Origin of the sequence: Pseudomonas sp. PDM25 (assembly GCF_019219045.1) — a bacterium.
Classification (GTDB): domain Bacteria; phylum Pseudomonadota; class Gammaproteobacteria; order Pseudomonadales; family Pseudomonadaceae; genus Aquipseudomonas.
The window spans coordinates 134,261-155,027 of sequence record NZ_JAHUWL010000015.1 but is presented as its reverse complement, the minus strand read 5'-3'; the positions used below and the strand labels follow the sequence as shown (position 1 = coordinate 155,027).

At 60.1% G+C, this 20,767-nt stretch carries 16 protein-coding genes; 11 read left to right on the top strand and 5 right to left on the bottom strand.

The window, feature by feature from the left end; translation table 11 throughout:
• Window positions 1–205: 205 nt before the first annotated feature.
• Both KW848_RS24915 and KW848_RS24910 read right to left on the bottom strand, forming a co-directional pair.
• A complete protein-coding gene (locus KW848_RS24915) occupies window positions 206–820 on the bottom strand; it encodes an NAD(P)-dependent oxidoreductase (protein WP_218538391.1) in 615 nt (204 codons plus the stop codon).
• A 267-nt stretch (window positions 821–1,087) separates the two neighbouring features.
• Window positions 1,088–1,975, bottom strand: coding sequence for an MBL fold metallo-hydrolase (locus tag KW848_RS24910; RefSeq protein ID WP_218538390.1), 888 nt, complete (start codon window positions 1,973–1,975; stop codon window positions 1,088–1,090).
• 113 nt (window positions 1,976–2,088) lie between these two features.
• Between KW848_RS24910 and KW848_RS24905 the strand changes: the two genes are divergently transcribed.
• Together KW848_RS24905 and KW848_RS24900 are read left to right on the top strand one after the other, a co-directional pair.
• Window positions 2,089–2,994, top strand: a complete 906-nt coding sequence (locus KW848_RS24905) for a LysR family transcriptional regulator (RefSeq protein ID WP_218538389.1) — start codon at window positions 2,089–2,091, stop codon at window positions 2,992–2,994.
• 188 nt (window positions 2,995–3,182) lie between these two features.
• A complete protein-coding gene (locus KW848_RS24900) occupies window positions 3,183–3,404 on the top strand; it encodes a hypothetical protein (protein ID WP_033053702.1) in 222 nt (73 codons plus the stop codon).
• Window positions 3,405–3,413: 9 nt separating this feature from the next.
• Here the strand turns inward: KW848_RS24900 and KW848_RS24895 are convergent, their stop codons facing one another.
• Window positions 3,414–4,310: a helix-turn-helix domain-containing protein gene (locus KW848_RS24895; RefSeq protein WP_218538388.1), complete on the bottom strand. Its 897-nt coding sequence runs from the start codon at window positions 4,308–4,310 to the stop codon at window positions 3,414–3,416.
• Between the two features lie 188 nt (window positions 4,311–4,498).
• Here KW848_RS24895 and pobA point away from each other — a divergent pair, with 188 nt between their 5' ends.
• The 9 genes from pobA to KW848_RS24850 all read left to right on the top strand — a co-directional run bounded on the left by pobA (window position 4,499) and on the right by KW848_RS24850 (window position 19,630).
• Complete coding sequence (pobA, locus tag KW848_RS24890; RefSeq protein ID WP_218538397.1) at window positions 4,499–5,683, top strand: 4-hydroxybenzoate 3-monooxygenase; 1,185 nt, start codon at window positions 4,499–4,501, stop codon at window positions 5,681–5,683.
• 80 nt (window positions 5,684–5,763) lie between these two features.
• On the top strand, window positions 5,764–7,281 hold the full coding sequence (locus tag KW848_RS24885) for an MDR family MFS transporter (protein WP_218538387.1): 1,518 nt from the start codon (window positions 5,764–5,766) through the stop codon (window positions 7,279–7,281).
• Between the two features lie 442 nt (window positions 7,282–7,723).
• Complete coding sequence (locus tag KW848_RS24880) at window positions 7,724–9,775, top strand: bifunctional diguanylate cyclase/phosphodiesterase (RefSeq protein WP_111451966.1); 2,052 nt, start codon at window positions 7,724–7,726, stop codon at window positions 9,773–9,775.
• Window positions 9,776–9,982: 207 nt separating this feature from the next.
• Window positions 9,983–11,329 (top strand): imelysin family protein, encoded by a 1,347-nt coding sequence (locus KW848_RS24875; protein ID WP_218538386.1) that lies wholly within the window; start codon window positions 9,983–9,985, stop codon window positions 11,327–11,329.
• A 277-nt stretch (window positions 11,330–11,606) separates the two neighbouring features.
• Window positions 11,607–13,034: a di-heme oxidoredictase family protein gene (locus KW848_RS24870; RefSeq protein WP_218538385.1), complete on the top strand. Its 1,428-nt coding sequence runs from the start codon at window positions 11,607–11,609 to the stop codon at window positions 13,032–13,034.
• Between the two features lie 26 nt (window positions 13,035–13,060).
• The gene (locus tag KW848_RS24865) at window positions 13,061–14,125 is read left to right on the top strand and encodes an imelysin family protein (protein WP_218538384.1); all 1,065 of its coding nucleotides are present in this window, start codon (window positions 13,061–13,063) and stop codon (window positions 14,123–14,125) included.
• A gap of 14 nt (window positions 14,126–14,139) precedes the next feature.
• Complete coding sequence (locus KW848_RS24860) at window positions 14,140–15,237, top strand: DUF1513 domain-containing protein (RefSeq protein WP_056741997.1); 1,098 nt, start codon at window positions 14,140–14,142, stop codon at window positions 15,235–15,237.
• A 204-nt stretch (window positions 15,238–15,441) separates the two neighbouring features.
• Window positions 15,442–16,590 carry an efflux RND transporter periplasmic adaptor subunit gene (locus KW848_RS24855; RefSeq protein ID WP_111451971.1) on the top strand — a complete coding sequence of 383 codons (1,149 nt, stop codon included), beginning with the start codon at window positions 15,442–15,444 and terminating at the stop codon, window positions 16,588–16,590.
• Window positions 16,591–16,603: 13 nt separating this feature from the next.
• Window positions 16,604–19,630 (top strand): multidrug efflux RND transporter permease subunit, encoded by a 3,027-nt coding sequence (locus KW848_RS24850; RefSeq protein ID WP_218538383.1) that lies wholly within the window; start codon window positions 16,604–16,606, stop codon window positions 19,628–19,630.
• A gap of 192 nt (window positions 19,631–19,822) precedes the next feature.
• Here the strand turns inward: KW848_RS24850 and KW848_RS24845 are convergent, their stop codons facing one another.
• Together KW848_RS24845 and KW848_RS24840 are read right to left on the bottom strand one after the other, a co-directional pair.
• Complete coding sequence (locus KW848_RS24845) at window positions 19,823–20,050, bottom strand: hypothetical protein (protein ID WP_111451973.1); 228 nt, start codon at window positions 20,048–20,050, stop codon at window positions 19,823–19,825.
• A 2-nt stretch (window positions 20,051–20,052) separates the two neighbouring features.
• Window positions 20,053–20,766, bottom strand: coding sequence for a lipopolysaccharide kinase InaA family protein (locus KW848_RS24840; RefSeq protein ID WP_218538382.1), 714 nt, complete (start codon window positions 20,764–20,766; stop codon window positions 20,053–20,055).
• Window position 20,767 lies beyond the last annotated feature (1 nt).

The window sequence follows — 20,767 nt, the reverse complement described above, 5'->3', positions numbered from 1 at the left end:
GCGCTTGGGTGAAAGGAGGAGGGGCGAAATCTCCCACGGTCTGTACTGCGTCAACAGTCGGAATCGAGCCTTGTCCCTCCTCCTCCCTTCAAGTCCTACCATACAAGCGAGCCTGCTCGCGAAGGCGTCCAGACAGTCGACATCTATGTTGAATGTAAGTCCGTCTTCGCGAGCAGGCTCGCTCCCACATTAGTTTTCAGTGGATTCAGTATCCGACTGTGAACCGCTGGCGGGAATGCTTCGGCGCTTCCACTTCATCGATCATCGCAATCGCATAATCGGCAAAAGTGATCCAGCTCCGCCCTTCGCTACTCACCAGCAAATCATCCTTGCCAACCCGAAACGTCCCCGTGCGCTCACCTTCGACAAACTCTGCCGACGGCGACACAAAGGTCCAGTCCAGGTCTTTTTCCTGCCGCAAGTTTTCCAGGAACAGCGCACCGGCACTGGCCTCAGCCTTGTACGCCTGCGGAAACCCTTCGCTGTCGATGACCCGGGTTCCGTCCGGCAGCAACAGCGAACCGGCACCGCCCACCACCAGTAGGCGTTTGACGCCGGCCTGTTTCACCGGCCCGATCACGGCGCTGGCAGGAAGGGTCGCGAAGTGCGCAGCGCTGATCACCACGTCATGACCAGCGACTGCCGCTTGCAACGCTTCGGCATCGAGGGCATCGACATTCTTGGCGACCACACCGGCACGCTGACCGATCTTCGAAGTGTCGCGGGCGATCGCGGTAACGCTGTGACCACGACGCAGGGCTTCTTCCAGCAGTTGGCTACCGGCACGACCGGTGGCACCAATGATTGCGATTTTGCTCATGACATTCTCCAGTTGGATGTTGGTGAATCAGTACAAATCTGGATGATGAAAGGACTTTGTGGTGAAGGCTTTACCTATGGTGAGGGGATTTATCTGTGGCGAGGGGATTTATCCCCGTTGGACTGCGCAGCAGTCCCAAGCGTTGACGACTGCTTCGCAGCCGAACGGGGATAAATCCCCTCGCCACAGGAAAGCCCTACAGCCACAGACAAGTCCAATAGCAACAGACAAGTCCAACAGCAACAGTTAATCCCCTCACCACATGACTCATTCACCCCACTTCATCTCGCCCTTGGCGACTTTGGCGCTCAGTTCAAGCGAGCTTTCTTCACCCAGCGTCGGGTAGCGTTTTTTCATCGCGGCGATCAGCGCGGCAGCGTCTTTTGCCTTGGCGGTTTCTTCGTCGAAGGCCTTGATGTAATCGGCGGTGAACTGCACGGCGGCCAGCGAACGGGCGCTCTCACCGAGGTAATGACCCGGCACGATGGTTTTCGGTTTCAGGGTTTCGATGGAATGCAGCGTAGTCAGCCAATCGGCATGGGACTGCGGCGTCTGGGTGTCGGCCATCCACACGTGAATGTTTTCTGCGACGACGACGCCACCGACCACAGCCTTGATCGACGGAATCCACACGAAGCTGCGATCCGGCTGCTTGCCGTCCAGCCCCACCACCTGCAACTTCTGCCCTTCAAGCATCAGGCTGTCGCCCTTGAGTACATCCGGCACCATGGTTTTGGCTGGCACGTCGGCGCCCATTTTCGGCCCCCAGAACGCCAGTTTGCCGTCGACGGTTTTCTGGATGTGGTCCACGGTCGGCTGCGAGGCAAACACTTTGGCGTTGGGGAATGCGGCGGTCAGGGTGTCGAGGCCGAAGTAGTAATCCGGGTCACCGTGGCTGATGTAGATGGTGGTCAGTTGCTTGCCGCTGGCGCGGATCTTTTCGACCACTTGCTCGGCCTGGGATTTGCCAAATTGTGCGTCCACCAAAATCGCGTCTTTCTCGCCGCTGACCAACACCGAGGTCACCGGGAAGATCGCCTTGTCGCCCGGGTTGTAGACGTCCAGGGTCAGGGTCGAGGCAGCCGCTGCGTGGGCGGCGAAACCGAGGGTGGCGGTGGCCAGCAAAATACGTTTAAGCGAGGTGAAGCCGATCATCTGTTGCTCCGGTGTCCGAATGCCGTGCTTGGCGATGGACAGAGCTTAGTTGCATGACTCAGTACAAAAAATGCGATGCTTGAACATAGTTTGTTTCTGAAAGCGGGCAAATCATGGATCGTCTACAAGCAATGCGGGTGTTCGTCACGGTGGTTGACCTCGGCAGCCAGTCGGCTGCCGCCGATCACCTGGACCTGTCTCGGCCAGTGGTTTCGCGCTATCTGGCGGAGTTGGAGGATTGGGTCGGCGCCCGCCTGATGCATCGCACCACGCGCAAGCTGAGCCTGACCGCCGCCGGCAGTGAAATCCTGCCTCGATGTCGGCAGATGCTCGACCTGTCCACAGACATGCAAGCCGCTGTCACCGAACCGGACGATGCGCCGCGCGGGCTGCTGCGGATCAGCGTCAGTACTTCGTTCGGTCAGGCACAACTGGCGGATGCCATGGCCGCTTATGTCAAACGTTATCCCGGCGTCAGCATCGACCTGCAGATGCTCGACCGCACGGTGAACCTGGTGGATGAGCGCATCGATCTGGCGATCCGCACCAGCAACGACCTGGACCCGAACCTGATCGCGCGACGGCTGACAGTCTGCCGCTCGGTGATCTGCGCCTCCCCCGCTTATCTGCTCGAACACCCGACACCGCTGCGGGTCGAAGACCTGAGCCAGCACAATTGCCTGACCCACTCCTACTTCGGCAAAAGCCTCTGGCATTTCGAGGAGGACGGTGAGCAGGTGTCAGTGCCGGTGCAAGGCAACATCAGCGCCAACGAAGCCAGCACGTTGGCGCGCGCGGCAATGGCCGGCGCCGGGGTGGCGATGCTCCCCAGTTATCAGGCCGGCGTGCATATCCACAGCGGCGAACTGATCCGCCTGCTGCCCCACGCCGAACCCCGGCAGATGAACATTTACGCGGTGTATGCCTCACGCAAACACATGCCGGCGGCGTTGCGCAGCATGCTGGATTTTCTGGTGCTCAGATTCCCCGAGGAGCCGGAGTGGGATATCGGCCTGTAACCGGATCAAAATGTAGGAGCGGGCTTGCTCGCGAAAGCGGTCGATCATTCAACAATGATGGCGACTGACCCACCGCATTCGCGAGCAAGTCGGATCGCCGCACCGCCGCTCCCACAGGGGGTATCAGTGCTCTGAATGTCGGGGTACATACGCAAGCCGCGTTGCTGGCAACTCACTGGCGCTGACCTATGCTGAAAGTAGTACCGAAGGGTATTCGTTCAGAGGTCAACGCCATGAACATCAAAACAAGAAGATACCTCGCGATTTTCATCACCTGCGCGGCCACGCTCGCGCTGTATGGCACCGCGGCCTGGCGCGTTGAGCAGTTGCGACAAGTACCCCGTGAATACGCAAGCTGCAACTTCGAACGCTGCATTCCCCACAACGCGACCCTCAACGCCCTCAAGTAAAGAAGGGAATCAGGCCTCGTTGCCCTGATCGGCTTTCAAGCGGTCGCGAAAAGCCTTGGGCGAGATCCCCACTCGACGCCGGAACAGGCGCGTGAAGTTGGTCGGATCAGAGAACCCCAACACGTCGGACATTTCATAAATGGTCATGCTGGTGTAGGTCAGCAAGCGCTTGGCCTCCAGCAATTGACGTTCGTGCATGATCTGCAGCGCCGGTTGTCCCGCCAGCTCACGGCAGGTGCCGTTGAGGTGGGACACGGAAATCCCCAGCCGATGGGCCAGGTCTTCGACCTTGACGTGCTGGCGATAGGTCTCTTCCACCAGTTGGATAAAACCGTTGAGGTATTCCCGGGCACGCTGCGGACGCTGGCTGGCGTTGCGGCGGGAAATCACCTGGCGGCTGATCCACACCATGATCACGCTGACCAGCGAATGCATGAGCATTTCGCGAGCTGGCTGGTGGCCGGTGTATTCGTCTTGCAGCGCTGAAAACAGACTGTTGAGGTATTCGCCTTCCTTGCCCGCCGGATAACTCTCGGCCTGGGCCAGTGCGTTCACCGAGTTGCCCAGTTGCGCCTGAAGATGAGCAATCAGCGGCGCGGCAAGGGTCACGACAAACCCTTCGACGTCCTCGGAAAACCGATAGCCATGCACCGACAACGGCGGCAAAACCAGGATCGCCGGCTCGGTCAGCTGCGTACGTTTGCCTTCGATTTCAAGCTCTGCCTGACCTTTGAATACGAAGAGCAACTGGCACAAGTCGGCGTGGCGGTGGGGTTTGATTTCCCATTGGTGTTCGCGGCTGCGTTTGGAAATGGTTTCACAGTGCAGCAAGTCCGGGGTCGGCCAATCCAGGCTTTCACCGTAGAGCTTGAACACTGGAATCGAAGGTAGGTCAGGCTTGTTCATCACTTCAATCCAGGCCTCGGGGGTAGGCGGGCGATAATCGCACCGATTGGCAGAATGTACAGGTATCGGCTCAGTTTTCCCCTTCAATTGACAGACTCGCGAGAGAAAAATGCAAGCACTCGATCCATAAAAATTATTCACAGGCCCTGGTCGTGTGAAGCTTGCGAGTCATAAAAACAATGAAAATGCTGAAAACCCAAATCGCCATTATCGGCGCCGGTCCGTCCGGTTTATTGCTCGGCCAATTGCTGCACAACGCCGGCATCGACACCCTCATTCTCGAACGCCAGACCCCGGACTATGTGCTCGGACGAATCCGTGCCGGCGTCCTCGAACAAGGCATGGTAGAGCTGTTGCGCCAGGCCGGGGTGGGACAGCGCATGGACGCCGAAGGGCTGGTCCACACAGGCTTCGAACTGGCCCTCGACGGACGCCGCGTACACATCGACCTGCACGCCCTCACCGGTGGCAAAACGGTGATGATCTACGGTCAGACCGAGGTCACCCGCGACCTGATGGCCGCTCGTCGGGAGGCCGGTGCGCAAACGATTTACGAGGCCGGCAACGTCGTTCCTCACGGGATGAAAACCGATGAGCCGTTCGTGACTTTTGAGAAGGACGGCGAGCTGTATCGACTCGATTGCGACTACATCGCCGGGTGCGACGGTTTCCATGGCGTGGCCCGGCAGTCGATTCCCGCCGAGTGCCTGAAAGTGTTCGAGCGGGTCTATCCGTTTGGCTGGCTCGGCATCCTCGCTGACACGCCGCCAGTCCACGAAGAGCTGGTTTACGCCCGGCATGAGCGCGGTTTTGCCCTGTGCAGCATGCGTTCGGCCACCCGCACCCGCTATTACCTCCAGGTGCCGGCCGACGAGCACGTCGAGAACTGGTCTGATCAGCGCTTCTGGGATGAACTCAAATCCCGTCTGCCTGGCGCCTTGGCAGCGTCGTTGATCACGGGGCCTTCCATCGAAAAAAGCATCGCGCCGTTACGCAGTTTTGTCGTCGAACCGATGCAGTACGGGCGGATGTTTCTGGTCGGCGACGCCGCGCACATCGTCCCGCCCACCGGCGCTAAGGGCCTGAACCTGGCGGCCAGCGACGTCAGTACGCTGTTCAACATTCTGCTGAAGGTTTACCGGGAAGGCCGTGTGGATTTGCTGGAGAAATACTCCGAGGTCTGCCTGCGTCGGGTATGGAAAGCCGAACGGTTTTCCTGGTGGATGACCTCGATGCTGCACCGTTTCGATGATCACGACGCCTTCAGCCAGCGGATTGCCGAGTCAGAACTGGAGTACTTCGTCGACTCCGAGGCCGGTCGAAAAACCATTGCAGAAAATTACGTCGGCCTTCCATACGAGGCTATCGAATAGCCTGCTACCGACTTACACTGGCGAGCATCCCCGCTCGCCTTGCTCCTTGCGGGTCAATCACTGTCCGCAGGTTCAAACCCGTGACCAATCTCAACCAGCCTGAAACGCCCAAACCGGCCATTCGCAGCGTGTTGATCGCCCTGATGCTGGCAATCTTTCTGGGCGCGCTGGACCAGACCATCGTCGCCGTGTCGATGCCGGCCATTTCCGCACAATTCAAGGACGTCAGCCTGCTGGCCTGGGTAATTTCCGGCTACATGGTGGCGATGACGGTGGCCGTGCCGATCTACGGCAAATTGGGCGATCTGTACGGTCGCCGCACGTTGATGCTGTTTGGCATGGGTTTGTTCACGGTCGCATCGTTTTTCTGCGGCATGGCCCAGAGCATGGAGCAGCTGGTGCTGGCGCGGATTCTTCAGGGCATCGGTGCTGGCGGGATGATTTCGGTCAGCCAGGCGATCATTGGCGACATCGTGCCGCCCCGGGAGCGCGGCCGCTATCAAGGCTATTTCAGCAGCATGTACGCCGTGGCCAGCGTGGCCGGCCCGGTACTCGGCGGTTACATGACCGAGTACCTGTCATGGCGCTGGGTGTTCTTGATCAACCTGCCGTTGGGCCTCGGTGCCTGGCTGGTGGCCAATCGAACGCTGGTGGGTTTGCCAGTGCCGCAACGCAAACCAATCATCGATTACCTCGGCACGGTGCTGATGATCATCGGCTTGACCGCCTTGTTGCTGGGCATCACCCAAGTCGGCCAGGGCCATTCATGGCGCAGTGCCGACGTGCTGGGCCTGCTCGGTTGTGCAGTGTTGGTATTGGCGCTGTTCGTCTGGCATGAACGCCGCGCACGGGAGCCGCTGCTGCCGATGCATTTGTTCGCCAATCGCAATGCGATCCTGTGCTGGTGCACGATTTTCTTCACCAGCTTCCAGGCGATCTCGCTGATTGTGTTGATGCCGCTGCGCTTCCAGAGCGTGACCGGCGCCGGGGCCGACAGCGCTGCGTTGCACCTGTTGCCGCTGGCGATGGGTTTGCCGATCGGCGCGTATTTCGCCGGCCGCCGGACCTCGGTGACCGGGCGCTACAAGCCCATGATTCTGACCGGCGCCCTGCTCATGCCGATCTCGATTCTCGGTATGGCGTTCAGTCCTCCCCAGGCCTTTGTGCTCAGTAGTCTGTTCATGTTGCTCAGCGGGATCGCTAGCGGCATGCAGTTCCCGACGTCCCTGGTCGGAACGCAGAACTCGGTGGCACAACGGGACATCGGTGTCGCCACCAGCACCACCAACCTGTTCCGCTCACTGGGCGGTGCAGTGGGCGTGGCGTTGATGTCGGCACTGCTGCTGGCGTTGTTGCAGGACTCAAGTTTCGCCCACCTGGCCGGCTCTTCGATGATTGCCGAGGGCAGTTCGGGGAACGTTTTGCTCGATGGTTTGAACGCCGCGCCGGGAGATGCGCAGAACGCCTTGCGCGCTGAGCTGCTGCTGACGTTCCGGCATTTGCTGATGGTCAGTGCGGCGGTGTCGCTGCTGGGGCTGGCGGCGGCGGTTGCCATGCCGGATAGGATATTGCGTGGGCGCGAGGATAAGGTTCGGTAGAAGGACCGTGTCGCCTGCATTCGCGAGCAGGCTCCCACAGGGATTGGATGTTTGGCAGGAAGAGATTGGTCGGCTGTCAGGCCGCCATCGCGGGCAAGCCCGCTCCCACAGGGGGATCGGCGTTCGCCTTTCGCCCCTCACCACTCAACAGGTACATCCGCAAAAACCAGACCGATTTCCCACGATGAAACCAGTCTTCAGCCCCTTGCCCCAACGCCACAGCCGTCTAACATCAACCAAACGGAAAATATGTCCAAATCCCCCTCAAGTTGAAGGCTCCAACAACCGACACAGTACAAACAGCGCAAATAGTCCAAACGCCAGCATTTCGGCCAAGCTACAAGCAAAACCCCATGTGATTGATTGTCCCTTTGACTGCCATCACCGGATTGCCAATACTCAGACAACTTGACGCTACCCGCACGGAACAAGGAATGACTCTTTGAAGCTGGAACTCAAGAACAGCTTGTCGGTGAAGTTGCTCCGGGTCGTGCTCCTGTCGGCATTGATCGTTGGCGTGGTCTTGAGCTGCGCGCAGATCGTTTTCGATGCCTATAAAACACGCCAGGCCGTGGCCAGCGATGCCCAACGCATCCTCGACATGTTCCGCGACCCCTCGACCCAGGCCGTCTACAGCCTGGACCGGGAAATGGGTATGCAAGTGATCGAAGGCCTGTTTCAGGACGACGCTGTGCGCAAGGCCTCCATTGGCCATCCCAACGAAGCCATGCTCGCGCAAAAGACCCGCGAGTTGCAGCATTCCGACAGTCGCTGGCTGACCGACCTGATCCTCGGCAAGGAACGCACCTTCACCACCCAACTGGTGGGTCGCGGCCCTTACAGCGAATATTACGGCGACCTGAGCATCACCCTCGACACCGCCACCTACGGCCAGGGTTTCATCGTCAGTTCGGTGATCATCTTCATCTCCGGCGTGTTGCGTGCAATGGCCATGGGGCTGGTGCTGTACCTGGTCTATCACTGGCTGCTGACCAAGCCGCTGTCGCGGATCATCGAACACCTCACGGAAATCAATCCGGATCGCCCCAGCGCACACAAAATCCCGCTGCTCAAGGGGCACGAAAAGAACGAACTGGGAATCTGGATCAACACCGCCAACCAGTTGCTCGAGTCCATCGAGCGCAACACCCATTTGCGCCACGAAGCGGAAAACAGCCTGCTACGCATGGCCCAGTACGACTTCCTCACCGGCCTGCCGAACCGCCAGCAATTACAGCAGCAACTGGACAAAATCCTGGTAGACGCCGGCAAGTTGCAACGTCGGGTCGCGGTATTGGTGGTCGGCCTGGACGACTTCAAGGGCATCAACGAACAATTCAGCTACCAGACCGGCGACCAACTGCTGCTGGCCCTGGCCGATCGCCTGCGAGCTCACAGCGGACGCCTTGGCGCCCTCGCCCGCCTCGGCGGCGACCAGTTTGCCCTGGTTCAGGCCGACATCGAACAACCCTACGAAGCGGCCGAACTGGCCCAAAGCATTCTCGATGACCTGGAAGCGGCCTTTGCCCTCGATCATCAGGAGATTCGCCTGCGCGCCACCATCGGCATCACCCTGTTCCCCGAGGACGGTGACAGCACCGAGAAACTGCTGCAAAAAGCCGAGCAGACCATGACCCTGGCCAAGACTCGCTCGCGCAACCGTTATCAGTTCTATATCGCCAGCGTCGACACCGAGATGCGCCGCCGTCGCGAGCTGGAAAAAGACCTGCGCGACGCTCTGGTCCGTGGTCAGTTTTACCTCGTCTACCAGCCGCAGATCAGCTATCGCGATCACCGGGTGGTGGGTGTCGAGGCGCTGATTCGCTGGCAGCATCCCGAGCACGGGCTGGTTCCGCCGGACTTGTTCATCCCCCTGGCGGAGCAGAACGGCACCATCATCGCCATCGGCGAATGGGTGCTGGATCAGGCGTGCAAGCAATTGCGCGAGTGGCATGACCTGGGTTTCGTCGACCTGCGCATGGCGGTGAATCTGTCCACGGTGCAGTTGCACCACGCCGAGTTGCCACGGGTGGTCAACAACCTGCTGCAGATGTACCGCCTGCCACCGCGCAGCCTGGAGCTGGAAGTCACCGAAACCGGCTTGATGGAAGACATCAGCACGGCCGCCCAGCACCTGCTGAGCCTACGCCGCTCCGGTGCGCTGATCGCGATCGACGACTTCGGCACCGGTTACTCGTCATTGAGCTACCTGAAAAGCCTGCCGCTGGACAAGATCAAGATCGACAAGAGCTTCGTTCAGGACCTGCTCGATGACGACGACGACGCGACCATCGTTCGGGCCATCATCCAGCTGGGCAAGAGCCTGGGCATGCAGGTGATTGCCGAAGGCGTGGAAACCCCCGAGCAAGAGGCCTACATCATTTCCGAGGGCTGCCACGAAGGTCAGGGCTATCTCTACAGCAAGCCGCTGCCGGCGCGGGAATTGAGCGCGTATCTGAAACAGGCCCAACGCAGTAACGCGGCTATTTTGTAGAAATCAAAAGATCGCAGCCTCGTTTCACTCTGTAGCAGCTGTCGAGTGAAACGAAGCTGCGTGCTCTTGATCCACGACACAACTCCCCCCTGAATAAGAAATATTTCCAGGTACAACCCTTTACAGATAATGCGAAAGATTTGCATTATGTCGCAGTTTTGCGCGCTTGCTGCGCCTTTCCACCCCTCTCGAAGCAGGATGTTCGCCATGATTCGTATGCCTCTGGCTACCGCCAGTCTGTTGGCCATCGCTATTTCCCTCGCCGGTTGTGGCGAAGGCAAAGACAAAGCTGTCGCTGCGCAAGCACCGACGCCGGCCACCAGCACCACGGCCCCGGCTGTTGCACCCGCCGCTGCCAGCAAAGTCGACGAGGCCGCCGCCAAAGCCGTTGTCGCGCATTACGCCGACATCGTCTTCGCCGTCTACAGCGATGCCGAATCTACCGCGAAGACCCTGCAAACCGCCGTCGACGCCTTCCTCGCCAAGCCGAACGCCGACACCCTGAAAGCGGCCAAGGCTGCCTGGGTCGCTGCCCGCGTTCCTTACCTGCAAAGCGAAGTGTTCCGCTTCGGCAATACCATCATCGACGACTGGGAAGGTCAGGTGAACTCTTGGCCGCTGGACGAAGGCCTGATCGACTACGTCGACAAATCCTACGAGCACGCACTGGGTAACCCGGGCGCCACGGCCAACATCATCGCCAACACCCAGGTTCAGGTCGGCGAAGACAAGGTCGACGTGAAAGATATCACCCCGGCAAAACTTGCCAGCCTGAACGAGCTGGGTGGTTCCGAGGCCAACGTCGCCACCGGCTACCACGCTATCGAATTCCTGCTCTGGGGCCAGGACTTGAACGGCACCGGCCCTGGCGCCGGCAACCGTCCAGCTTCCGATTACCTGGAAGGCAAAGGCGCCACCGGCGGTCATAACGATCGTCGTCGCGCTTACCTGAAGTCGGTGACCCAACTGCTGGTCAGCGACCTGGAAGAAATGGTCGGTAACTGGAAGCCGAACGTGGCCGACAACTACCGCGCCACCCTGGAAACCGAGCCAGCTGAATCCGGCCTGCGCAAAATGCTGTTCGGCATGGGCAGCCTGTCCCTGGGCGAACTGGCGGGCGAGCGCATGAAGGTTTCCCTGGAAGCGAACTCCCCGGAAGACGAACAGGATTGCTTCAGCGACAACACCCACAACTCGCACTTCTACGATGCCAAAGGCATTCGTAACGTGTACCTGGGCGAATACACCCGCGTCGACGGCACCAAAATGACTGGCGCCAGCCTGTCGTCCCTGGTGGCCAAAGCCGACCCGGCTGCCGACACCGCGCTCAAAGCCGACCTGGCCGCCACCGAAGCCAAAATCCAGATCATGGTCGATCACGCCAACAAGGGTGAGCACTACGACCAATTGATCGCCGCCGGCAACACCGCTGGCAACCAGATCGTGCGCGACGCTATCGCTTCGCTGGTCAAGCAGACCGGTTCGATCGAAGCCGCCGCTGGCAAACTGGGCATCAGCGACCTGAACCCGGACAACGCTGATCACGAATTCTGATCAACGCTGGCTGAATAAAAAGGCGATCTTCGGGTCGCCTTTTTATTGGCCCTAACGCAGATCAAAATGTGGGAGCGGGCTTGCTCGCGAAAGCGGTTTTACATTCAACATTGATGTTGGCTGACAGTCCGCCTTCGCGAGCAAGCCCGCTCCCACAGGGGATCACCGTTTCAAGTAAACCCTGCGCTACATCAACCAAACGATAATTCCTCTTATTCAATCTCCCCTGCCCTGTTAGACTTTGCGCCCTTGTTTTGCTCGTCTTGCAGGATGTCTGATGCCCTCGCTGCCTCTTCGCTTGTCCGCACTGTTTCTGGCCCTGGGCCTGAGTGCCTGCGATGACGCCCCGCGTTTTACCCAGGCCGAACCCGGTGAAGCCCGGTCCGGTGGCAGCGCAACCGTGCGCAAGACCGATCAGAACGCATTTTCCCTGCCGTCTGCCAACCTGCCGCCGTCACGGCGCGTGGACTTCAGTGTCGGCAACAGCTTTTTCCGTAGTCCCTGGGTGATCGCCCCGTCGACCACCACCGCCCGGGATGGTCTCGGGCCGTTGTTCAACACCAACGCATGCCAGGGCTGCCACATCAAGGACGGCCGCGGTCATCCGCCCGCGCCTGATGCGCAGAACGCCGTGTCGATGCTGGTACGCCTGTCGATTCCCGATGCGCCGGCCTATGCCAGGGTCATCGAGCAGCTCGGTGTCGTCCCGGAACCGGTCTACGGCGGACAATTGCAGGACATGTCCGTGCCGGGTGTCGTGCCGGAAGGCAAAGTGCGCGTCGATTACACGCCCGTTCCGATTCGCTTCAAGGACGGCACCGAAGTCGAGTTGCGCAAGCCGACGTTGCAGATCACCCAGCTCGGCTACGGCCCGATGCACCCTGACACGCGCTTCTCGGCCAGGGTCGCACCGCCAATGATTGGCCTGGGCCTGCTCGAAGCGATCCCCGACGAGGCGATCCTGGCCAATGCCGAGGCTCAGGCAAAAGCGAAGAACGGGATCGCCGGACGCCCGAACCGGGTCTGGGATGACGCGCAGCAAAAAACCGTTCTCGGGCGATTCGGCTGGAAGGCCGGCCAACCCAACCTCAATCAACAGAACGTTCATGCGTTCTCCGGCGACATGGGCCTCACCACCAGTTTGCGCCCCGTCGATGACTGCACCGCCGCGCAAACCGCTTGCAAGCAAGCGCCCAACGGCAATGGCGCGCAGGGCGAACCGGAAGTCAGCGACAACATCCTGCGTCTGGTGCTGTTCTACAGCCGTAACCTCGCCGTCCCGGCCCGCCGCGATGTCAGCGCCCCCGAGGTGCTGGCCGGCAAGACTCTGTTTTTCCAGGCCGGATGCCAGTCCTGCCACACCCCGAAATACACCACCGCCGCCAACGCCGCAGAACCTGAACTGGCCAATCAAGTGATTCGCCCTTACAGCGATTTGCTGCTGCATGACATGGGCGACGGTCTGGCCGACCACCGTAGCGAATTCCAGGCCAGTGGCCGCGACTGGCGCACCCCGCCGTTGTGGGGCATCGGCCTGACGCAGGCGGTCAGTGGCCACACCCAGTTTTTGCACGATGGCCGCGCCCGCAATCTGCTCGAAGCCGTGCTCTGGCATGGCGGCGAAGCCGCAGCAGCGCAGCAACAGGTTTTGTCTTTCAATGCCGAGCAGCGCGCTGCGTTGCTGGCGTTCTTGAATTCTCTTTAATACGTATTCCATAGCGGGAGCCCGACATGTTCCGTCCCAAATTGTTGTTCACCAGCCTTGCCGCACTAGCCTTGGGCGCCTGTTCGCCTCAGGATCCGCAGGCCGTTACGTCAGCAGCCATCGCCAAGTCGGTGATCCTGCCGACCTACACACGCTGGGTTGAAGCCGACCGCCAACTGGCCGTCAGCGCCCTGGCCTACTGCGAAGGCAAGGAAAACCTCGACACCGCCCGCGCCGACTTCCTGCATGCGCAGAAAGCCTGGGCCGAGCTGCAACCGTTGCTGATCGGGCCGCTGGCCGAAGGCAATCGCGCCTGGCAGGTGCAGTTCTGGCCGGACAAGAAAAACCTCGTCGGCCGTCAGGTCGAGCAACTGGTCACCGCACAGCCGCAGATCGATGCCGCTGCCCTGGCCAAATCCAGCGTTGTGGTTCAAGGCCTTTCCGCCTACGAATACATCCTGTTCGACAGCAAACCTGATGTGGCCAACGCCGAACAGAAAGCCAAGTACTGCCCGCTGCTGATCGCGATCGGCGAGCGTCAGAAACAACTGGCCGAAGAGATTCTGAAAAGCTGGAACAACACCGACGGCATGCTCGCGCAGATGAGCAAATTCCCGAACCAGCGCTACGCCGATTCCCACGAAGCCATCGCCGATCTGCTGCGTGTGCAAGTCACCGCCCTCGACAGCCTGAAGAAAAAACTCGGCACGCCGATGGGCCGTCAGACGAAGGGTGTGCCGCAACCGTTCCAGGCCGATGCATGGCGCAGCCAGTCGTCCCTGACTGGCCTGGAAGCCAGCCTCGCCGCCGCCAAAACAGTGTGGGAAGGCGTCGACAACAAAGGCCTGCGTGGTCTGTTGCCGAACGAGCAGAAACCATTGGCCGACAAGATCGACGCCGCTTACGCCGCGTCCCTGACGCTGTTCGCCAGCAACCAGCGCTCGCTGACCGAGATGCTCAACGACGATGCCGGTCGCCAGCAACTCAACGACCTCTACGACAGCCTCAACGCCGTCCACCGCCTGCACGAAGGCGAACTGGCCAAGGCGCTGGGCATCCAACTGGGCTTCAACGCCAACGACGGTGACTGATGAGGGCAAGTTCCATGCTGCGACGCCAGGCTCTGACGTTAGGTAGTTTGCTGCTGGGTGCGGTGACACTGGGCGGCTGGACGCTGTTCAAGCAGAAGGACAAAAGCCCGCTGCTGCTCTCGGCGCGGGACGATACCGATGGCAAGCATTACGCCGTCGGTTACCGGCTGGACGGCACCCGGGTGTTTGCCACCCAGGTCGGCCAGCGCTGCCACGACATCATCAACCACCCGACGCTGCCGATTGCGCTGTTCGTCGCCCGTCGTCCTGGCACCGAGAGTTACCTGATCGACCTGCGCGACGGCACGCTGCTGCAAACCGTGACCTCACTGCCGAACCGGCACTTCTACGGTCACGCGGTGATTCACAAGAGCGGCGACTGGCTGTACGCCACCGAGAACGACACCTCCGATCCGGGTCGCGGCTTGCTCGGTGTGTATAAGTTCGAAGGCGAGCGGCTGGTGCATAGCGGCGAGATTTCGACCCACGGCGTCGGCCCGCATCAGGTGTCGTGGATGCCCGATGGCGAAACCCTGGTAGTGGCCAACGGCGGCATTCGCACCGAGGCCGAAAGCCGCGTCGAGATGAACCTCAACGCCATGGAACCGAGCCTGGTGCTGATGCAACGCGACGGCACCCTGCTGAGCAAAGAAACCCTCGCCCAGCAGATGAACAGCGTGCGTCATTTGGGAATTGCCAGCGACGGCACCATCGTCGCCGGTCAGCAGTTCATGGGGCCGTCTCACGAGTCGTCGGAGCTGCTGGCGATCAAGCGTCCCGGCCAGCCGTTCGTAGCCTTCCCGGTGCCTGAACATCAGTTGCAGGCCATGGGGCATTACACCGCCAGCGTCGCGGTGCACAGCGAACTGCGCCTGGTGGCGTTGACCGCGCCACGGGGCAACCGCTTTTTCATCTGGGACCTGGACAGCGGTGAAGTGCGACTGGACGCGCCGCTTCCCGATTGCGCCGGGGTCGGCGCGGTAGCCGACGGCTTTGTCGTGACCTCGGGTCAGGGGCGCTGCCGGTTCTACGACTGCCGCCAGACAAGCCTTGTTGCAAAACCCCTCGACCTACCCGCAGGGCTCTGGGACAACCACCTTCACCTCATCTAAACACGGTCCTTTGTAGGAGCTGAGCTTGCTCGCGATAGCGGTGTATCAGTCGATATTTTCGTTGGCTGACACACCGCTATCGCGAGCAAGCTCAGCTCCTACAGGTTTTGCGCTGGCCTGTAAAAAGTGCCAGTTGGAATCCCCGGCACACTCGGAGTAATGTGCCCGACTGAGTCACCTGATTTTCTCCAAGGAAGTGGAAATATGCTGCGTCGCCGCATGCTGATCATGTTGGGTGTTGTTTTGCTGATCGTGCTGGTCCTGGCCGGTTACAAAGCCTTCTCCATCTATACGATGATTCAGGGTTTTGCTGTGCCGAAACCAGCGATCAGTGTCGCTGTGGCCACTGCCACCGAACGGCCGTGGCAAGCTCGCCTGCCCACCGTCGGCACCCTGAAGGCGCTGCAAGGCGTGGACCTGAGCCTGGAGACCGACGGCACCGTCATCGATTTGCAGTTCGAGTCAGGTCAGAAGGTCAAGGTCGGCCAACCGCTGCTTGTGCTTGATAGCGTGGTAGAAACCGCCCTGCTCGAAACCGCGGAGGCAGACCTGGGGCTGGCGCAGCTCGATTACGGTCGCGGCAGTCAACTGGTGGGCAGCCAGGCCATTTCCAAAGGCGAATTCGACCGGCTCTCTGCCGTGTTGAAAAAGAGCCGGGCCACGGTGAATCAGCTCAAGGCGGCGCTGGCCAAAAAACGCTTGCTCGCACCGTTCAGCGGGACCATCGGCATTCGTCAGGTGGACATCGGTGACTATCTCGCCAGCGGCACCATGATTGCCACCCTGCAAGACCTCAGCAGCCTCTATGTAGACTTCTTCGTGCCCGAGCAGTCGGTACCGAAGATCGCCCTCGGCCAACCGGTGCAGATCGTTGTCGCGGCCTACCCGACACAAACCTTTCCCGGCACCATCAGCGCGATCAACCCGAAAGTCGAAAACAGCACGCGCAACGTTCAGGTCCGCGCGACTCTGGCCAACCCCGACGGCAAACTGCTGCCGGGGATGTTCGCCAGCCTGCAAGTGTTGTTGCCCGACCCGCAGCCGCGCATCGTCGTGCCGGAAAGCGCGATCACTTACACGCTGTACGGCAACTCGGTCTATGTCGTCGCGCAGAAAAAAGCCGAAGACGGCAGCCTGGAAAAAGACGACAAGGGCCAACCGATCCTGATCGCCGAACGGCGTTTCATCGAAACCGGTGAGCGCCGCGATGGGCAAGTGATGATCACCAAAGGTGTGCAGAACGGCGAAAAAGTGGTCACGGCCGGCCAGATCAAACTGGACAACGGCGTACACATTGCGATCAGCGACGACAAGACCTTAGCCGAGAAGAACAGCCCGCCGCGCGCGGACTGATCAAGGAATCCCCATGGCTTTTACCGACCCGTTCATCCGCCGCCCGGTGCTCGCCACCGTGGTCAGCCTGTTGATTGTGCTGCTGGGCTTCCAGGCCTGGAGCAAGTTGCCGCTGCGCCAATATCCACAAATGGAAAACGCCCTGATCACGGTGACCACCGCTTATCCCGGGGCCAACGCCGAAACCATTCAGGGCTACATCACCCAACCGATGCAGCAAAGTCTGGCCAGCGCCGAGGGCATCGACTACATGACCTCGGTCAGTCGCCAGAACTTCTCGGTGATCTCCATCTACGCGCGCATCGGCTCCAACAGCGACCGCTTGTTCACCGAACTGCTGGCCAAAGCCAACGAGGTAAAAAACCAGCTGCCTCAGGACGCCGAAGACCCGGTGCTGAGCAAGGAAGCCGCCGACGCCTCGGCACTGATGTACATCAGTTTCTTCAGCAAGGAGCTGAGCAACCCGCAAATTACCGACTACCTGTCGCGGGTGATCCAGCCGAAACTGGCGACCCTGCCGGGCATGGCTGAAGCCGAGATTCTCGGCAACCAGGTATTTGCCATGCGCCTGTGGCTGGACCCGGTCAAGCTGGCCGGTTTCGGCCTGAGTGCCAGCGACGTGACCGATGCCGTGCGCAAATACAACTTCCTCTCCGCCGCCGGCGAAGTGAAAGGCGAGTACGTCGTCACCAGCATCAACGCCAATACCGAGCTCAAGTCCGCGGAAGCCTTTGCCGCGATTCCGCTCAAGGTCGAGGGCGACAGTCGCGTGCTGCTCAGCGATGTGGCGCGGGTTGAAATGGGGGCGGAAAACTACAATTCGATCAGCTCCTTCGGCGGCACCCCTTCGGTGTACATCGGCATCAAGGCCACACCCGGCGCCAACCCGCTGGACGTGATCAAGGAAGTGCGCAAGATCATGCCGGACCTGGAAGCCCAGCTGCCGCCGAACCTCAAAGGTGAAATCGCCTACGACGCCACGCTGTTTATCCAGGCCTCGATCAACGAGGTGATCAAAACATTGTTCGAAGCGGTGCTGATCGTCATCGTGGTGGTGTTCCTGTTCCTCGGCGCACTGCGTTCGGTGGTGATCCCGGTCGTCACCATCCCGCTGTCGATGATCGGCGTGATGTTCTTCATGCAGATGATGGGCTACTCGATCAATCTGTTGACGTTGCTGGCGATGGTATTGGCCATCGGTCTGGTGGTGGACGATGCCATTGTGGTGGTGGAAAACATCCACCGGCACATCGAAGAAGGCAAGACGCCGCTGGATGCGGCCATCGAAGGCGCCCGGGAAATCGCCATGCCGGTGGTCTCGATGACCATCACCCTGGCGGCGGTCTATGCGCCGATCGGCTTCCTGACGGGGCTCACGGGGGCGTTGTTCAAGGAGTTCGCCCTGACTCTGGCCGGCGCGGTGGTGATTTCGGGCATCGTCGCCCTGACCCTGTCGCCAATGATGTGCGCCCTCCTGCTGCGTCACGACGAAAATCCCAGCGGTCTGGCCCATCGCCTGGACATGATTTTCGAAGGCCTCAAGCGCCGTTACCAAAGCATACTCCACGGCACCCTCAACACCCGGCCGGTGGTGCTGGTGTTCGCGGTGATCGTGCTGTGCCTGATTCCGGTGCTGCTCAAATTCACCAAGTCGGAACTGGCGCCGGATGAGGACCAGGGCATCATTTTCATGATGGCCAACGCCCCGCAACCGGCCAACCTCGACTACCTGAGCGCCTACACTGACGAGTTCGTCACGATCTTCAAGACGTTTCCCGAGTACTACTCGTCGTTCCAGATCAATGGCTTCAACGGCGTGCAATCGGGGATCGGCGGCTTCCTGCTCAAGCCGTGGAACGAACGCAGCCGCACGCAAATGCAGATCCTGCCCGAGGTACAGGCCAAACTGGAGAGCATTTCCGGGCTGCAAATCTTCGGCTTCAACCTGCCTTCCCTGCCCGGTACCGGCGAGGGGCTGCCGTTTCAGTTCGTCATCAACTCCGCCAAGGACTACGAGTCGCTGCTGCAAGTGACCGACCGGGTGAAAAAGCGGGCAATGGAATCCGGCAAGTTCGCCTTCGTCGACGTCGACCTGGCCTTCGACAAACCGGAAGTGGTGGTCGATATCGACCGCGCCAAGGCCGCACAGATGGGTGTTTCCATGCAGGACCTGGGCGGGACACTCGCGACATTGCTGGGTGAGTCGGAGATCAACCGTTTCACCATTGAAGGTCGCAGCTACAAAGTCATCGCGCAGGTCGAACGGCCCTTCCGGGATAACCCCGACTGGCTGAACAATTATTACGTCAAGAACACCCAGGGCGAACTGCTGGCCCTGTCGACCCTGATCACCGTGACCGACCGGGCGCGTCCACGGCAGTTGAACCAGTTCCAGCAACTCAACTCGGCCATCCTGTCCGGGGTGCCGCTGGTCAGCATGGGTGAAGCCATCGACACCGTGCGCCAGATCGCCCGGGAAGAGGCGCCGGTGGGTTATGCGTTCGACTATGCCGGCGCATCCCGGCAATACGTCCAGGAAGGCAGTGCGCTGTGGGTCACCTTCGCCCTGGCGCTGGCGATCATTTTCCTCGTCCTGGCGGCCCAGTTCGAAAGCTTCCGCGATCCACTGGTGATTCTGGTGACCGTTCCGCTATCAATCTGTGGCGCGCTGATCCCGCTGTTCCTGGGTTGGTCGAGCATGAACATCTACACCCAGGTCGGCCTGGTGACGTTGATCGGGCTGATCAGCAAACACGGAATCCTGATCGTCGAATTTGCCAACCAGTTACGCAAGGACAAAGGCCTGACGCCGCGCGAAGCCGTGGAGGAAGCGGCGGCCATTCGTTTGCGTCCGGTGTTGATGACCACCGCTGCGATGGTGTTCGGTATGGTGCCGTTGATCATCGCCACGGGGGCGGGCGCCGTCAGCCGGTTCGACATCGGCATGGTGATCGCCACGGGGATGTCGATCGGGACGTTGTTTACGTTGTTTGTGCTGCCGTGCGTGTACACGCTTTTGGCAAAACCCGATAAACCCTAGGGAACACACATAACCTGTGGGAGCGGGCTTGCTCGCGAATGCGATGTACCTGTCACATCAATGCTGAATGACACACCGCATTCGCGAGCAAGTCGGATCGCCGCACCGCCGCTCCCACATTGAGTTGTGCAAGTCTTCTTCATAAAAAAAGGCCTCGCATTAGCGAGGCCTTTTATTTGGGCTTCAATCTGTTCAACTTTGTGGCCTCAATCCTTGAGAAAGTCCGAACATGAACAGCAATAAATCATGATCGGGTTGGGATGCCACGGATGCCTTCGCAACACGTGGCAACGGACAGTGCGCGTCGCCATTCACTGAACTGAGGACTTGCGTGCGGGGCTGCTCCCAAGCCGCCACCGCCAGAGAAGCAACTGCCAAGGCACCTAATAAAAATACACCTCGTGCAATTTCGAGTTTCATTGCTATAAACCCTTGATAGCGCTGCCAAACGCCGTCCTATAAAAGTAGACGAGTTTCTGCCAGTCCGTCGTGCTGAACGACGAGTGGCGACGCAATTGCTTCATGTCATGAGTCGCCGCTTGCCGGGCGGTCAAACGCTGCCGGCCTTTCTCCAGATCGATCAAGGCCACTTCAACTTTGCAAGCCTCGCCTTCGCCGGTGATGCCCACGAATACGTGCTTGAAGTAGAGGCAGCCGTGCTGCCAGCGGCCCTTGTGCATCCGGGCCAGGCTCTCGGCCAGTTCCTTCAACACGCGATCATGCACAGCCTCACCGTGACGCTCGCGACCGCCGCCAGCGTACCAGTGTTCGATTTCCTCGAAGCCGTCCAGCGCCTTGGTGATCAGCAATGCGCGCCATTTATGCACCGGATCGCGCTGTGCACCGCAGAAAACGAGTTCCGGAACGCGAACGTCGAGCAGGTTCAGGCCGATGAGCGCATCGCGCTCGCGCAATACTGTCGGCCGACCGAATGGATGCAGCAAGCTGCGATAGATATGCCCGGTCTGACGTTTAACGTAAAGCAACTGTCCATTGCTGCTCACGACGCGCTGCACGCCGCTTTCTCCACCGCGACGGACGTTGGGTTCTTCGACCCATTCACCGCGCTGATTCCAGAAATAGTCGAAGCGATCCTGAGGAGCGACGTCCGTTTCTGCTGCACACTGCACTGCCATT